The organism is Sulfuriferula multivorans (genome assembly GCF_003851125.1).
Classification (GTDB): Bacteria; Pseudomonadota; Gammaproteobacteria; order Burkholderiales; family Sulfuriferulaceae; genus Sulfuriferula; species Sulfuriferula multivorans.
This window is the reverse complement of the sequence record NZ_BGOW01000003.1, coordinates 190,945-206,242: the sequence shown is the minus strand read 5'-3', so window position 1 is coordinate 206,242 and position 15,298 is coordinate 190,945. Positions and strand designations below refer to the sequence as shown.

Annotated in this window: 13 protein-coding genes; 2 read left to right on the top strand and 11 right to left on the bottom strand. The window is 59.7% G+C overall.

Annotated features, from left to right (window positions below; genetic code table 11):
* Positions 1–115: 115 nt before the first annotated feature.
* From EI185_RS03605 to EI185_RS03595, 3 genes are read right to left on the bottom strand one after another with little or no spacing between them, the layout of a single operon-like run.
* Positions 116–1,405 carry a mechanosensitive ion channel family protein gene (locus EI185_RS03605; RefSeq protein WP_124703752.1) on the bottom strand — a complete coding sequence of 430 codons (1,290 nt, stop codon included), beginning with the start codon at positions 1,403–1,405 and terminating at the stop codon, positions 116–118.
* Entirely contained in the window at positions 1,402–1,959 is a 558-nt protein-coding gene (locus tag EI185_RS03600) for a phospholipase D family nuclease (protein WP_223247645.1), read from the bottom strand. The genes EI185_RS03605 and EI185_RS03600 overlap by 4 nt, the downstream gene beginning before the upstream one ends.
* Position 1,960: 1 nt before the next feature.
* On the bottom strand, positions 1,961–3,214 hold the full coding sequence (locus tag EI185_RS03595) for an RsmB/NOP family class I SAM-dependent RNA methyltransferase (RefSeq protein ID WP_124703750.1): 1,254 nt from the start codon (positions 3,212–3,214) through the stop codon (positions 1,961–1,963).
* Positions 3,215–3,378: 164 nt separating this feature from the next.
* Here EI185_RS03595 and EI185_RS03590 point away from each other — a divergent pair, with 164 nt between their 5' ends.
* Both EI185_RS03590 and EI185_RS03585 read left to right on the top strand, forming a co-directional pair.
* Entirely contained in the window at positions 3,379–5,163 is a 1,785-nt protein-coding gene (locus EI185_RS03590; protein ID WP_124703749.1) for a SulP family inorganic anion transporter, read from the top strand.
* Positions 5,160–5,720: a gamma carbonic anhydrase family protein gene (locus EI185_RS03585; protein ID WP_124703748.1), complete on the top strand. Its 561-nt coding sequence runs from the start codon at positions 5,160–5,162 to the stop codon at positions 5,718–5,720. Before EI185_RS03590 ends, EI185_RS03585 begins: the two co-directional genes overlap by 4 nt.
* A gap of 65 nt (positions 5,721–5,785) precedes the next feature.
* On the opposite strand, the gene EI185_RS03580 is transcribed toward EI185_RS03585, so the two are convergent.
* From EI185_RS03580 to EI185_RS03545, 8 genes are all read right to left on the bottom strand, one after another.
* Positions 5,786–6,310, bottom strand: coding sequence for an NADH-quinone oxidoreductase subunit B family protein (locus tag EI185_RS03580; protein WP_124703747.1), 525 nt, complete (start codon positions 6,308–6,310; stop codon positions 5,786–5,788).
* A gap of 6 nt (positions 6,311–6,316) precedes the next feature.
* Entirely contained in the window at positions 6,317–7,858 is a 1,542-nt protein-coding gene (locus tag EI185_RS03575; RefSeq protein WP_124703746.1) for a hydrogenase large subunit, read from the bottom strand.
* Between the two features lie 9 nt (positions 7,859–7,867).
* On the bottom strand, positions 7,868–9,316 hold the full coding sequence (locus tag EI185_RS03570) for a hydrogenase 4 subunit F (protein WP_124703745.1): 1,449 nt from the start codon (positions 9,314–9,316) through the stop codon (positions 7,868–7,870).
* Between the two features lies 1 nt (position 9,317).
* The gene (locus EI185_RS03565) at positions 9,318–9,977 is read right to left on the bottom strand and encodes a formate hydrogenlyase (protein ID WP_124703744.1); all 660 of its coding nucleotides are present in this window, start codon (positions 9,975–9,977) and stop codon (positions 9,318–9,320) included.
* 3 nt (positions 9,978–9,980) lie between these two features.
* Positions 9,981–10,916 carry a respiratory chain complex I subunit 1 family protein gene (locus tag EI185_RS03560; protein WP_124703743.1) on the bottom strand — a complete coding sequence of 312 codons (936 nt, stop codon included), beginning with the start codon at positions 10,914–10,916 and terminating at the stop codon, positions 9,981–9,983.
* Complete coding sequence (gene hyfB / locus EI185_RS03555) at positions 10,913–12,940, bottom strand: hydrogenase 4 subunit B (RefSeq protein ID WP_124703742.1); 2,028 nt, start codon at positions 12,938–12,940, stop codon at positions 10,913–10,915. The genes EI185_RS03560 and hyfB overlap by 4 nt, the downstream gene beginning before the upstream one ends.
* An 84-nt stretch (positions 12,941–13,024) precedes the next feature.
* Positions 13,025–14,221 carry a citrate transporter gene (locus tag EI185_RS03550; protein ID WP_124703741.1) on the bottom strand — a complete coding sequence of 399 codons (1,197 nt, stop codon included), beginning with the start codon at positions 14,219–14,221 and terminating at the stop codon, positions 13,025–13,027.
* Between the two features lie 42 nt (positions 14,222–14,263).
* The gene (locus EI185_RS03545) at positions 14,264–15,286 is read right to left on the bottom strand and encodes a CDP-6-deoxy-delta-3,4-glucoseen reductase (protein WP_124703740.1); all 1,023 of its coding nucleotides are present in this window, start codon (positions 15,284–15,286) and stop codon (positions 14,264–14,266) included.
* Between the last annotated feature and the right edge of the window lie 12 nt (positions 15,287–15,298).

Below are 15,298 nucleotides of genomic sequence, written 5' to 3'. Positions count from 1 at the left end.
TACCTCAAATGAATGACTGCGTGCCGCAGCGAGGAAGACATAAATTCAAGTCAAGGTAATCTTATCCTGATATATATCATCCACTGCGTAATATAACAGAAATACTCCTATCACATTAGGCCTTTTGTTTCTCGTGCTTAATGATGTTAATGTCGCGGCGCGGATACGGGATTTCAATCCCGCCAGCCCGGAAATTCTTCCATATTTCCATATACAGCTCGGAACGCAGATTGGCCTGCCCTCCTTCCGGGTCAGAAATCCATATACCCAGCTCCAGATCAATGCCACTCTCGCCAAAGTTTTTTATCAGAACCCTGGGGGCCTCCTTGCTATCCCCTTGCAGCACGCGGGGATGATTTGCCGCCGCCGCTGTCAATATTTCTATTGCCCGCTCCAGCGGGCTCTCATAGCTGATCTGGATGGGGATCGCCATGCGAATATCGCGCTTGCTGAGCGAATGGTTGACTATGGTTGAGATAATCAGCGTTTCATTGGGGATCAGGATTTCAGTGCCATCCAGCGCTTTGAGCAAGGTATAGCGCGTGTTGATCTGGCTCACCTCTCCATAACCCGTGCCCACCGTGAGCATGTCGCCCGGGCGAATCGAGCGATCCAGCAGAATGATGAACCCGGATACATAGTTACTGGCGATTTTCTGCAGACCCAGACCGAGTCCTACACCCAGAGCCCCGCCAAACACCGACAGCACGGTGATATCAATGCCCACCACCGGCAATGCAATCAACACGCCAGTAATAATCAGCAGGGTACGGGTCGCCTTGATCAACGCCAGGCGCAGATTGAGGTCCAGACGGCTCACGCGCATCAGACGAGTCTCGACGAACTGCGCCAGCCACAGTGCGCCAACCACCGCGAGCACAATGAGAATAATCGCCTCAAGCAGCAGCAGCAGCGAGAAATGGTGGGCACCTGCGTCAAAGGAAACGCTATCCAGCCCATGCAGGATGCGCGGCAGCAGGCCGGTGATATGCAGCGCCAGTCCAATCCAGATAAGCCAGGCGATCAAGCGCTCCCAGGTCTTGATGGCTTCGTTGCTGCGCAATGCATAGCGCAGCATATACACCAGGGTGCGCACCAATACCAAGGCCCCCAGCAGCGGCACGGCAATATTCAACACATGCACCGGCTGCCATGTCTCAAGAATCTCTCGCCCGATCAGTATCAGCACCAGCATAAGCAGCGGCGAACCAATCCGTTTCAACCCTTCCAGACCGAGGCGCCAAGATCCGTGGGCGTGCGTCAGCCGCGGGAAAATCCAGCGCATCGCGCCCCAGCCCAGCAAACCACATGCGGCGAGAACAGCGAACTGCCAACCCAGTTCGTTGCGGTGGGTTTCGTTGAGCAGCTGGAATAACAGGTTTTCGAGCGGTGCGGGTCGGGTCATGGATTTAACGCTGTTGCGTGTTCGCGGTGGTAACGCCAATTAACGGCATAAGCCTGTGCCAGCGCCGGGTTTCCGCGCAATATGAGCAGGTTTTCTGCGTTGCGGTACTGCGCCGCATGGGTAAAATTATAACTGCCGGTAATGACCACCGGCGCGCTATTCGCGTCGATAATCATGATCTTGTTGTGGGCACTGGCATGCCCGGCATCCAGATAAACCGGCACACCGGCCGCAGCCATATGCCTCACCACACTGGTGGAAATTCTATCGGTTTGCTCGCTATCGGCGATCAGCGCCACGTCCACACCGCGCCGATGCGCCGCAATCAGCGCATCGGCAATGGCGCGATGGGTAAAACTGAACGCCTGGATCCGAATCTGCCGACGCGCATCACGTATCGCGGCAATCACCAGCGCCGACGCGTCGTCGCCCGGCGTAAACGCTACCTGCACCGTGCCCACTGCAGGCAGCACAGGCGGCGTGCGATTATCCTGAAACGCCCAACTGGCATGGCTGCATGACCATAGCGCTAGCCAGACGATGGCTTTACACATGTCAGCTCGCTTCCAGTACCGCTGCAAAAAAGCCATCGGTGCCGTGCTCTGCCGGGTTAAGCCGCAAATAGTCGCCGGTGTCGAGCGCTATGTGTTGCTGCTGCAGAATTTCCGCTGCATTTTTCAGCACAAACCGCGGATTGGCCGCAATAAACGCTTCGACCACCTGTTCGTTTTCTTCCGGCAGCAAACTGCAGGTGGCATACACCAGCCGCCCGCCCGATTTCACCAGGCGCGAAGCAGCAGCCAAAATTGCTGCCTGCTTGGCAGACAGCTCGGCTACGCTATCCGGCGACTGACGCCATTTCAGATCGGGGTTGCGGCGCAGCGTACCCATGCCGCTGCACGGTGCATCCACCAGCACGCGGTCAATCTTGCCGGCCAGGCGCTTGATGCGGGTGTCGTTTTCACTGGTAATCAGTTGCGGCGTGAGGTTGGACAAACCGGAACGCTTGAGCCGCGGTTTGAGCTTGGCCAGGCGCTTTTCCGACACGTCGAACGCATACAATCTCCCCGAGGAATGCATCAGCGCGCCCAGCAGCAGCGTTTTTCCCCCCGCCCCGGCACAAAAATCCACCACCATCTCGCCACGGCGCGGAGCAACCAGATAGCCCAGCAGCTGGCTGCCTTCATCCTGGATCTCGAATTTTCCTTCCAGAAACGGTTTGTATTTGGCCAGTACCGGCTTGTCGGCCAGCCGGATGCCGATCGGGGAGTATGGCGTGGCGGTTGCAGTGATGCCGGCCGCGTTGAGCACGTCAATCATTTCGTCGCGCTTTGCAAGCAGCGTGTTGACGCGCAAATCCAGCGGTGCCGGTCGCAACAGCGCCTGGGCCAGGCGCGTCGCCGCCGCTTCGCCATAGACTGCCAACAAGCGCTCCGCCAGCCAATCCGGCATATCCCATTGCACCGCCAGCGGTTGCGTCGCCAGGTCCAGCGCCTTGATCTGCGGCACCATGTCCAGCTCCGGACCGCGCAGATGCGGCTCCAGCTGGCGCATGTTCATGCCCTGCACGCGCACCAGCCAGGCCAGCGCCAACTGCCGGGGCGTGCCTTTGCCAGTCGCAGTCTCCAGCGAGCGCTTGCGGCGCAGCACGCCAAACACCAGTTCCGCGATAAAGGCGCGATCCTTGTTGCCCAGCATCGGGTTTTCGCGAAAATAACGGCTCAATACCGCGTCAGCTGGCGCATCCAGAGGCAACACCGCACGTAGTGCGGTAATGGCTTGTTCAAGAGGGAGATGGGGATAAGACATGGGTTTTACGGGTTCGACATTGCCCTGCAGTTTAGCGGAAACGGCTGGCGTCGACCACGCCAAGCGAGACACGCAGTTTGCCGCAAGGGGTTAAATATCAGATAATTCCGCTGTTTATCCCTGCCTCGCTCTTTTTAAAGCGACTTACGACTCTGAGGTGCACCTTGAAAGACCTGCTCGCCTGCAATCTGTGGCTGTATAAAGTTTTCCCATTTCTGCGCTGGTGGCCGATAGTCAACCGCAATACTACCAAGACAGACCTGACAGCGGGCCTGACCGGGGCAATGATCGTGCTGCCGCAAGGCGTGGCGTTTGCCACCATTGCCGGCCTACCACCAGAGTATGGTTTGTATGCGGCAATGGTCCCTGCGGTAATTGCCGCGCTGTTCGGGTCCAGCTGGCACCTGGTGTCGGGTCCGACCACTGCCATTTCGATAGCCGTGTTTGCCTCGATCAGTCCTTTGGCCGAACCCGGATCGGCACAGTTCATCAGCCTGGTACTTACCCTTACCTTCCTCACCGGAATCTTCCAGCTCATCATGGGCCTGGCGCGCATGGGCGCATTGGTCAACTTCATTTCGCACACCGTGGTGATCGGCTTTACCGCGGGTGCAGCGGTGCTGATCGCAGCCAGCCAGATCAAGCACTTCCTTGGGCTCAACATGGCCCGGGGCTTGCCTTTCCACGAGATTCTGCATCAGGTGTTTCTGCAACTGGACAAAATCAATCCTTACGTCACCGCTGTGGGTGTCATCACCCTGCTCACCGGCATCGTGGCGCGCAAACTGATGCCCAAGCTGTACATGATTATTGCCATGGTGGTGGGTAGCGTGGCCGCTATCATCATCAACAACCTGGCAGGCGGTGCCGAAGCCACCCACATCAAAACTGTCGGCGCGCTGGCTGCCCACCTGCCACCGTTCACTCTGCCGGATTTTTCGCCCACAGCCATCAGCCAGGTGATTTTCCCGGCGCTGATTGTGACCATGCTGGCGCTGACTGAAGCGGTATCGATCTCGCGCGCCATCGCGGTGAAATCCGAGCAACGCATTGACGGAAATCAGGAATTCATCGGCCAGGGCTTATCCAACATTTTCGGCAGTTTCTTTTCCAGCTATGCTTCCAGTGGCTCGTTCAATCGCAGCGGCGTGAACTATGCTGCAGGCGCAAGAACCCCGTTGGCTGCGGTGTATTCTGCACTGTTCCTGATCCTGATCCTGATGCTGGTGGCATCACTCGCCGCCTACCTGCCGACGGCGGCGATGGCCGGTATTCTGTTCCTGGTGGCATGGGCGCTGATTGACTTCCACCATATCCATTCCATTTTCCATACCAGCAAACAGGAAACGGCGGTGCTGGCGGTGACGATCATCGGTACGCTGATTGATCTGGAAAAAGGCATTTTCTTCGGCATCATGTTGTCGCTGATGCTCTATCTGTACCGCACCTCACGTCCGGCGCTGGTGGATGTGATGCCAGATCCGGAACCGGACAGCTACCATTTTGTCGCTGCGGATAGCCGCCCAGAATGCCCGCAACTCAAAATGATCCGCCTGCAAGGCTCGATTTTCTTTGGCGCGGTTAACCACGTGCAGCAGGCCTTGCAACGGATTGACGAGATTAACCCACAGCAGAAACACGCATTGATTGCTGCCGGCGGCATGAATTTCGTAGACGTGGCCGGCGCAGAAATGCTGGCGCAAGAAGCCAAGCGCCGCAACAAAATTGGGGGCGGACTGTATTTCTACCGGATGCAAAATGGAGTGCGCGATCTACTGGTAAAAGGTCATTATTTGAACGACATCGGCGAAGACCATATTTTCCCCACCAAATCGCGCCCGATCGACGCGATCTATTCCAAGCTCGACCCGGAAATCTGTCGCGCCTGTACTGCACGCATTTTCACGCAATGTAATATTGCGCTACCCAATGGAGAGCCACGCACATGATCCGCAAAAATCCCAGCGGTGATCTTCCCGTCATTCACGAATCCGCGTTTGTCGACCCCACCGCGATTATTTGCGGCAAGGTGCACATCGGCGAAAATGTATTTATCGGCCCCTATGTAGTCATTCGTGCCGACGAGGTGGATGACAGCGGCAATATGGAACCGATCTCCATCGGCGCCAATTCCAACATCCAGGACGGCGTCGTGATCCACTCCAAATCCGGCGCGCGGGTGCAGATCGGCGAACACACCTCCATCGCCCACCGTTCCATCGTGCATGGCCCATGCGTGGTCGGCGACAACGTCTTCATCGGCTTCAACTCGGTGTTGTTCAACTGTGTAGTGGGCAAGCGCTGCGTAGTGCGCCACAATTCAGTAGTGGAAGGCTGCGAACTGCCCGACGGTTTCCACATCCCCTCCACCACCAACATCCATGCCGATTCTGATCTCAGCAAAATCGAACAGGTCGGGTTCCGCGAAGAAGACTTTTCCGAAGATGTGGCGCAGACCAACATCAACCTGGTGAAGGGTTACAAAAAGCTGCAGAACGAATTCTGATCAGCCCCGGTTACGGTCTGCGAATCGACACGCAGATAGTCTGGTTGGCTGTATTCCTTGTCAGTCTACTTGGCTAGCCCCTGCGCGTTGCTGATCCCCGTCAGGATGCCTTGCATGAGCGCAGAAGGGCTGGGCGGACAACCTGGGACGGCAATATCCACCGGGATCACGTTGGACACGCGCCCGCAACTCGCATAACTTTCTCCGAATACCCCCCCGGTACAGCCGCAATCACCGATTGCCACCACCAGTTTCGGCTCCGGCATGGCTGCATAGGTGCGCTGCAGGGCCGTTTCCATATGCCGCGAAACCGGGCCGGTAACGAGCAGCATGTCTGCATGCCGCGGGCTGGCGACAAAATGAATGCCGAGCCCTTCCAGGTTGTAATACGGGTTGCTGAGAGCGTGGATTTCGAGTTCGCAACCGTTGCACGAACCGGCATCCACGTGACGAATCGCCAGCGCGCCGCCAAAGCGCCTGAGGATTTCATCCTGCAAGCGCTGGGCAGTGCAGCGCAATGCGTCGTTACTCTCCGGCGGCGTCTCGGTTTTTATGCCCGACCGTAATATCTGTCTAATGATCTTGTGCATGATTCCTCATAAATCGTGCCCGCTATAACTCAAGTTGAACGATTTATTGATGAGCGGAAAATCCGGAACGATATTGCCCATCACCGCGTGCTCGATCAGCGGCCAGTTCTGCCACGACGGGTCATGCGGATGCAGGCGGCGGATGCGATTGTCTGCTCCTGTTTCGAGCGCGACAAAGACCTCGCCGCGCCAGCCTTCCACCCAGCCCACGCCAATCGCGTTGTCGGGGGCTTTTGGCAGCGCCGTGAAAATCGCGCCGCTCGGCAACCCCTTCAGAATCAGACGGCAAAGGCGTATTGCCTCGTTCACCTCGTCAAAGCGAACCGTCACCCGCGCCGCGACATCGCCGTTGCGGTGTGTCGCCATCTGCACATCCAGCCTGTCATAAGGCACCGCCGGAAACTGCGCACGCAGATCCCAGGCCTGTGCGCTCGCACGCCCCGCCAGTCCGCACAGCCCTAGGCCGACGGCCAGTTCCGGGGCAACCCGGCCGGCCCCGATAAAGCGATCCTGCAGCCCCGCGTGGTCGTCGTAGATGTTGTGCAAACGGCTGACGGCCTGATCGAGCACGTCGAGCTCGGCCATCAGTCGAGCGCCACCGCTTTCATCCAGATCGCTTATCACGCCACCGGGAACAATGCTGTCCATCAGGTAGCGGTGTCCGAACAGCGCCGCGTTGCTGCGCAGCAGGTCTTCCTTGAGACAGGAGAACTGTGCCAGGCCAAAGGCCAGACCGGCATCGTTGCCCAGTGCGCCCAGGTCTCCCAGGTGGTTGGCCAGCCGCTCGCGTTCCAGCAGCAGGGCACGCAGCCACAGCGCCCGCTCGGGCGGCGTCCTATCCACCGCGCTTTCCGCCGCCATCGCGTAGGCCCATGCGTAGGCGACGGTGGAATCGCCACTGATCCGCCCCGCGAGCCGCGCCCCGCTCTCCAGCGTCATCGCCTCAAACAGCTTTTCTACGCCCTTGTGGGTGTAGCCCAGGCGCGGTTCCAGGCGCAGGATTTTTTCGCCTATCACCGAAAAGCGGAAATGGCCGGGCTCAATCGTCCCGGCGTGCACCGGCCCGACTGCAATCTCGTGCACGCCGTCGCCTTCCACAGTGACAAACGGGTAATCCTGCGCTGTGGCAGGGTGCACGGTGCTGCCGTCGAAATCCTTGCGCAACGGATACTGGTCTGCTGGCCAGGCGCTGTGCCGCAGCCACGGACGCGCATCCTGCGGGTTGTGCGGATAAATGCCGAGCAAGTCGCCGAGCGCGCGCTGCATGCGGCTCGCCACCGGGAAAATATCGTCAATGCCAGGATACGCTTCATGGTCGGCGGACAGCGTCAGCCACACCAGCCCGGAACGGATGACCAACGCCGCGTGCACGACAAAGCCACGCCGCAGTTCGCGTCGATCGCTTCCCCACAGCGCGACCAGACGCCCGCCCTTGTCATGCACCTGCTGGCAGACCTGACGCCATGCTGCGGCATCCACATCGCCGTGCCACACCGGTGCCGCACCGGGAAGCGGAGACAATGCAAGGTCAAAATCTTCGATACGCATGTGGCTCCTTCAACCAATCAACCGCGCTGCCTGGCGGTACCAGTCGGCAAGATACGGCGGGATATACAGCCCGAGCAGCAACACCAGGGCAAGATGCACAAATACCGGAATCAGCGCGGGCGGATGCGGCAAACGCTGGCCCGTCGTTTCACCGAACACCATTTCCTGCACCCGGGTGAAAATGGCCGCGAAGGCGACCCCCAGCGCGACCAGCAGGAACGGCGTGGCCCAGGGATGCTCATGCATGGCAGTGGTAATAATCAGGAATTCACTGGCGAATACGCCGAACGGCGGCATGCCGAGGATGGCCAGGCTGCCCAGCATCAAGCCCCAGCCGATGGTGGGATTGGTATCGATCAGGCCGCGGATGTTTTCGATCAGCTGCGAACCCATTTTCTGTGCCGCATGCCCCACTGTAAAGAAGATGGCGGACTTGGTGAGCGAGTGCACCGTCATGTGCAGCAACGCGGCGAAAGTGGCGACCGCGCCACCCATGCCGAACGCGAAGGTCATCAGGCCCATGTGCTCGATCGAGGAATAGGCGAACATGCGCTTGACGTCTTTTTGCCGCGACAGGAAAAACGCCGCAACCACCACGCTGAACAGGCCGAACCCCATCATCAGGTTGCCGGCCAGGTGCGATCCGAGCGCCCCATCCACCAGCACCTTGCTGCGCACCACCGCGTACAGCGCGACGTTGAGCAGCAAACCGGAAAGCACTGCGGACACCGGCGTCGGACCTTCGGCATGGGCATCCGGCAGCCAGTTGTGCAGCGGCGCCAGCCCGACTTTGGTGCCGTAGCCCACCAGCAGAAAGACAAATGCCAGCGACAGCACGGTAGGTTCCAGATGGCCTTTCACCTCGTTGAGGTGGGTCCACAGCAGCGCGTTGCCGCCGGCGCCGAGTAGTTTTTCCGCCGCGAAATACAGCAGGATGGTGCCGAACAGCGCCTGCGCGATACCCACGCCGCACAGGATGAAGTATTTCCACGCCGCTTCCAGGCTGGCCGGGGTGCGGTACAGGCTGACCAGCAGCACGGTGGTGAGGGTGGCCGCTTCCATCGCCACCCACAGGATGCCCATGTTGTTGGTGGTCAGCGCCAGCAGCATGGTAAAGGTGAACAGCTGGTACATGCTGTGGTAGAGGCGCAGCATGTTCGCCGACAGCTTGCCGTGGTGCTGTTCGATGCGCATGTATGCGCGCGAAAACAGCGCAGTGGTGAATCCCACGAAGGCAGTCAGTGCAACCAGGAAAACGTTGAACGAGTCGATGAAGAACTGTTCGCTGAACGCCGTCATTGGCCCGCCGTTGACGATGCGGACGGTGAGAACGACAGCGGCAATGAAGGTGGCCAGACTCATCAGCGTATTGAGTTCATGCGCCCAGTGCTTGTGGCCGAACAGGGCCAGCAATATCCCGCCGCACAGAGGAACTCCCAATAGCCAAAGAATTTCCACCTCAATCCTCTTTCAGTTTTTCCAGATTTTTAATATCCAGACTGTCGAAAGTTTCCCGGATCTGGAAGAAGAAAATGCCGAAAATGAAGGTTCCCACCAGCACGTCAAGCGCGATGCCCAGCTCGACCACCATCGGCATGCCGTAAGTGGCACTGGTGGCGGCAAAGAACAGCCCGTTTTCCATCGCCAGGAAGCCGACCACCTGAGCCACGGCCTTGTGCCGGGTAATCATCATCAGGAACGACAACAGTACGCTGGCCATGGCGATGCCCAGGGTGCTGCGGGTAATGGTGTCGGCCAGTTGCGAAATGGGCGCCGCCAGGTTGAAGGCGAAGATCACCAGGGCGATGCCGACCAGCATGGTCGTCGGGACGTTGATCATGGTTTCCACGTCCCACTTGATATTGAGGCGGATAATCAACCGGTGCAGTATCCAGGGTAGCAGGAACGCCTTCAGTACCAGGGTTAAAAAGGCCGAATAATACAAATGCGGCTGGTGGGTAGAGTACGCCACTACCGTGGTACTCAGCGCCAGTATGAACCCCTGCCAGGCGAACAAGTGGATCAGGGAAAGAATACGCCGCTGCGACAGCATGGCGAAGGCGATCAACAGCAGCAGTGCCGCCAGAAAATTAATCAGTTGTCCGGTAAATGTAGCCATCGTTTACAGCTCCAGCATCAGCATCCCCAGAACCGCAAGCAGAAAGGCGGTTCCCAGGAATTCCGGTGCGCGAAAAATGCGCAGCTTGGCCGACAGGGTCTCCAGCAGGGCGAGCCCGGCGCCACCCAGCAGCAGCTTAACGAACAGCACCGCCAATGCCAGCGGTACGGCGTTCCAGTCACCCGCACTGGCGATACCCCACGGCAGAAACAAGGCGATCCCGATTGCACTGTAATTGCTCAGTTTGATTGCGCTTGCCCATTCGATCAGCGCCAGGTGACGCGCCGAATATTCGAGAATCATGGCCTCGTGGATCATGGTCAGTTCCAGATGGGTGGCGGGATTATCGACCGGGATGCGGGCGTTTTCGGCCAGCGCCACCATCGCAAAAGCCACGGCGGCGAAGGCGAGACTGGGATAAAGCACGAATTCCCGGTGTGCGAGCGCCTCGACGATGGTGGTGAGCGAGGTGGAATGGGCGATCAGCGCAGGCGTGAAAAGTATCATCAGCAGAGCCGGTTCCGCCAGACTGGCCACCAGCATCTCGCGCCGCGCACCCATACTGCCGAACGCGGTGCCGATGTCCATGGCCGCGAGCGCCGCGAACAGCCGCGCCAGCGCGAACAATCCCACCAGCGCGATGACGTCGGCAGCCGCGGCAAATGGCAGGTCCGTCGCCACCATCGGAACAATGCTCGCGACCAGCACCATGCAAGCGAACTGGATATACGGGGCGGTGCGGAACAGGGACGATGCATTGTCCGCCAGTACCGCGTCTTTATGGAACAGCTTGTGCAAAACCCGGTACGGCTGCAACACCCCGGCACCGCGCTTGTTCTGTAGCCAGGCGCGGCATTGATTGACCCAGCCCAGCAGCAGCGGTGCCAGCACCACGATGAGCAGGGTTTGGAATAGCTGGGAGAAAATGGAAGAGATCATCGGGTAAACAGCAGCAGGAACAGCAGCGTGACAAGGCTGTACAGCAGATAAATGTGGATGCGGCCATGCTGTAATGTGCTCATCTTCAGGGAGATGCGCTCGACCAGCCGCGCGATGGGCAGGTAGAGCGCGTACCACAGCTTGTCCTCCGCCTTGCCCTGATAATGGGGGTGCGCATCGAACGGACTCGGCATCTGGCGCTCAATGCGGAAAAACGGCTCGAAGATCTGTTTGATCGGCTGCCCGAAGCCTTCCGCCGTATCCTGCATGCGCGCCGTTTGCTGCGGATAACCGCAATCCCAGGCCGGACCGCGCCGCATGCGCCCATGGTAGAGTTTGCGCACCAGCACGAAAGTCAGCAGCAGCAAGGCCAAGATGCCGAGCAGAAACAGCAGCGGACTGTAGCTCGCGTGTTCAGGGGTCGTCGCTACGACGAACAGCCAGCCGGACTGGGCCGCCGTAGCGCCTACTGTATGTCCGGTCAGCAGCCGGGTAACCTGATCCAGCTGCAGCAGCACGAACACCGGCGCCAGGCCGAGCGCAATGCAACCCAGCGCAAGCCAGCCGAGGCCAATCCGCTCCAGCCAATTGGCATCGTGCGCGGTGGCCAGCCTTGCCTCGCGCGGCTGGCCGAGAAAGATCACGCCGTAGAACTTGACCATGACATAGCCCGCCAGTGCGATGGCGAGCACCACCGCCGCTGCCTCCACCGGCACCAGCATGCTCAGGTAGGAACTGGGCAGGCTCGGGGTCGCCAGAAACGCCTGCAGCAACAGCCATTCCGAGACAAAACCATTGAGCGGCGGCAGCCCGGCCATGGCAAGGGTGCCGATCAACGCCAGCCATGCGACCCAGGGCATGCTGCGGATCAGGCCGCCCAACTTGCCCAGACTGCGTTCCCTGGTCGAGTGCAGCACCGTGCCGGTGACCAGGAACAGGAGGCTTTTGAAAAACGCATGGTTGAGGCAGTGATACAGGGTCGCCGCCAGCGCGAGGGCGGCAAGCGCGCCCAGCGCATAGACATGGAAAATCAGCGTCAGCCCGATGCCCACCAGAATGATGCCGATGTTCTCGATCGAAGAATACGCGAGCAGGCGTTTCATGTCGGTCTGCACCGCCGCGAACATCACGCCGAACAGCGCAGTCAGCAGGCCCAGCAACAGCGCCAGCACGCCCCACCACAACAGTTGCGTCTGCAACAGGTCGAAAGTCACACGCAGCAATCCATAGATCGCCGTCTTCAGCATCACGCCGCTCATCAGCGCGGACACTGGCGACGGCGCGGCTGGGTGGGCCTCCGGCAGCCAGACATGGAGCGGCAAAATTCCCGCCTTGGCGCCGAAACCGAACAGCGCCAGAAGAAATGTCGCGCTTGCCCAGAATTCGCTCAGATGGCTGGTGCGCATAGTCGCGAAAGTATAGTCGCCATGCCCACCTTGCATGACGCCAAAACTCAACAGAATGCCAATGGCACCGAGATGGGCGATCAACAGGTAAAGAAAACCCGCGCGGCGGATTTCGGGAACCTTGTGGTTGCTGGTGACCAGGAAGTACGAAGACAGCGCCATCGTTTCCCACGCCACCATGAACAGATACGCATCGTCGGCAAGCATCACCAAAGCCATCGCGGCGAGGAAAAAGTGATACAGGAGGCCGTGCATGCCGGGTGACGTGCCCTCGTCTTTACGGAAATAGCCGGCCGAATAAATCGAAATCCCGGCTGACACGGCTCCGAGCAGCACCAGGAAAAATGCCGACAGGGCGTCCAGCCGCAGGTGAAAAGGCAAGCCGGGCAGCCCCAGCACCAGGACGGCCGTCTCCGGCCGCGCCGCCATGCCGATCAGGCCTGCACCTGCCAGGATCAGCCCGCCCACTGCACCCAGCGGAAACAGGACGTGCCCTACAAAACGCAGACTCAGCGGGGCGAACAGACCGAGCACTCCCAGCGCGATCCAGAGCACGATGACGCCGAGCATCACATCTATCGGCAAGGGACTAAACAGGATCGCTGTAAGACTGTCCATAATCGGCTTCGACAATAGCACCATCTGCGTGCCCCTGTCACCCAACGCATGGCGATCAGGTCACGGCAGTACGCCACACCCCGGCTAGGCGCCGGTCGCTTTCAGCGCGTCCGGATGCCAGCCCAGCAGCGCCAGCAGCACGAAGAACCCCAGCACATAGCCTACCGGCACAAACCAGCCCTGCCTGATCCATTGCCAGGTGTTTTTGGCCTCAGGAAAGCCGTTGCAGATGGCCACCCCTGCGGAGGAACCGAACCAGATCATCGAACCGCCATAACCCACGGCGAACGCCAGCATGCCCCAGTCGTAGCCGCCCTGCTTCAATGCCAGCGCGGTGAGCGGAATGTTGTCGAACACGGCGCTGACGAAGCCCAGGCCCAGCGTGGTATGCCAACTGGGCAGCGGCAGTGCGGCCACCGGCATGAGTGACGCGGCCAGCACCAGCGCGATCAGGAACAGCGTTCCCTTCCAGGCGTTTTTCGCCTCGGCCCAGGGGATGGGATGGAACAGGCCACCGATCAGCACTGCGATCCATGCCCCCAGCGCGGGGAAATCCACCAGCACATTGCCCGCCACCGCACCGCCGATAATCAGCCCTGCCACCAGCACCCGCGTCAGCACCACGACACTCAGAATCCCAAGTTCTTCAGCATCCACATGCACACCGCTGCGCGGGTCGGCCTGGATCGGCTGATAACGATGCTGGGCGCGGCTGGCAAACACGCCCACCACCAGCAGCGCCACGCTCGACGCAATAAATGCATCGGCAACGTGCAGCGCAGGCACCCCCGCAATCCACATCATGGTGGTGGTGGTATCGCCCACCACCGAACCTGCGCCGCCGGCATTGCTGGCCGCGACGATCGCCGCCAGATAGCCCACGCTGACGCGACCGTTGAAAACCTTGCGCGCCACCACGCCGCCCAGGATGGCGGCAGCGATGTTGTCGAGAAAAGTCGACATCAGCGCCACCAGGATCAGCAACACAAAGCCGCCCTTCCAGTCATCGGGCAGGATGCGCGGCATCAGGTCGGGCACACCGGAATCTTCGAAATGCTTCGCCAGGATCGCAAAGCCCAGCAGCAGGCCGAGCAGATTCAGCACCAGCTTCCATTCGTGCAGGAAATGCAGCGCCAGCGCATAGTCCTGCGCCAGCCATTTATACGCGCCAATCGCTGCCAGCCCGGCCAGCGCGATGGGCAGATTGTGGCGGTGCAACACCGCCACGCCCAGCAGGGTAAGCGCGAACAGGATGAATTCGACGGGAATGCCGGCAATCATGTTTGGTTAATGCGGCTGGATGTTGCCGTTAATGCCATGCCCTTACTTGGCGGGCGTGGACTGGTACAGGAATGCATCGGCAAAAAATTCGTCTTCCGGCAGGCCGTGCTGGAGAAAGGTTTTATGCGCAGCATCCACCATCCCCGGTGCGCCGCAGGCATAGACCTGGTAGCCGGACAAATCCGGGAAATCCTGCAGGATGGCGTCGGCGACCAGCCCGGTACGGCCAGGCCAGGCATCCTCCGGAACGGGCTCGGACAGTACCGGAATGAAGGTGAAGTTGGGGTATTCCTGCTGCCACTGGCCGGGCAGCTGCGGCATGTATAAATCGCGTAACTGGCGTGCCCCCCAGTACAACACCATCTCGCGGTCAACGTGGTGATGGAAGGCATGTTCGAGCATGGCTTTGACTGGGGCAAAGCCGGTACCTCCGGCCATGAAGATAATGGGTTTGCCACTGTCTTCGCGCAGGAAAAAGCTGCCTAGCGGCCCTTCGAAGCGCAGGATGTCCTTCTCTTTCATGCGCGTAAAAATATGCTCGGAGAACTCGCCGCCCGGGATATGGCGCACATGCAGTTGCAGGTAGTCGTCGTTATGCGGCGCATTGGCGAGCGAGAAACTGCGGCGCTTGCCGTCCTTGAGCAAAATATCGATATATTGTCCGGCGAGGAATTGCAGGCGCTCGTTGGCGGGCAGTTTGAGGTGCAGCGCCATCACATCATGGCCAAGCCGCTCGAGCTTGTGTACCCGGCACGGCAGGGTTTTAATCTGGATGTCCTTGGCTGCGCCGACTTCGCGGCACTCGATGCTGATGTTGCTGAGCGGACGCGCTACGCAGAACAACGCCTTGCCTGCGTCGATATCGGCGTCGGACAGCGCGCCGGACTGGTATTCGCCATAATCGATCTCGCCCGCCACCAGCTTGCCCTTGCAGGTACCGCAAGCGCCGTTGCGACAGCCGTAGGGCAGCATATAGCCTTCGCGCAGCGCGGCGGCGAGTATGGTTTCGTCGTCATCCGCATGAACAATGTGACCGCTGGGTTGAATGGTAATCTGGTAAGGCATGTACTTCCTCTA

Excerpts from the sequence above, each read along its gene's own strand:
- EI185_RS03550 (WP_124703741.1), bottom strand. The coding sequence starts at position 14,221 with ATGATTGCCGGCATTCCCGTCGAATTCATCCTGTTCGCGCTTACCCTG.
- EI185_RS03575 (WP_124703746.1), bottom strand. The coding sequence starts at position 7,858 with ATGCGTATCGAAGATTTTGACCTTGCATTGTCTCCGCTTCCCGGTGCG.
- EI185_RS03580 (WP_124703747.1), bottom strand. The coding sequence starts at position 6,310 with ATGCACAAGATCATTAGACAGATATTACGGTCGGGCATAAAAACCGAG.
- EI185_RS03560 (WP_124703743.1), bottom strand. The coding sequence starts at position 10,916 with ATGATCTCTTCCATTTTCTCCCAGCTATTCCAAACCCTGCTCATCGTG.
- hyfB (WP_124703742.1), bottom strand. The coding sequence starts at position 12,940 with ATGGACAGTCTTACAGCGATCCTGTTTAGTCCCTTGCCGATAGATGTG.
- EI185_RS03545 (WP_124703740.1), bottom strand. The coding sequence starts at position 15,286 with ATGCCTTACCAGATTACCATTCAACCCAGCGGTCACATTGTTCATGCG.
- EI185_RS03600 (WP_223247645.1), bottom strand. The coding sequence starts at position 1,959 with ATGTGTAAAGCCATCGTCTGGCTAGCGCTATGGTCATGCAGCCATGCC.
- EI185_RS03565 (WP_124703744.1), bottom strand. The coding sequence starts at position 9,977 with ATGGCTACATTTACCGGACAACTGATTAATTTTCTGGCGGCACTGCTG.
- EI185_RS03605 (WP_124703752.1), bottom strand. The coding sequence starts at position 1,405 with ATGACCCGACCCGCACCGCTCGAAAACCTGTTATTCCAGCTGCTCAAC.
- EI185_RS03595 (WP_124703750.1), bottom strand. The coding sequence starts at position 3,214 with ATGTCTTATCCCCATCTCCCTCTTGAACAAGCCATTACCGCACTACGT.
- EI185_RS03585 (WP_124703748.1), top strand. The coding sequence starts at position 5,160 with ATGATCCGCAAAAATCCCAGCGGTGATCTTCCCGTCATTCACGAATCC.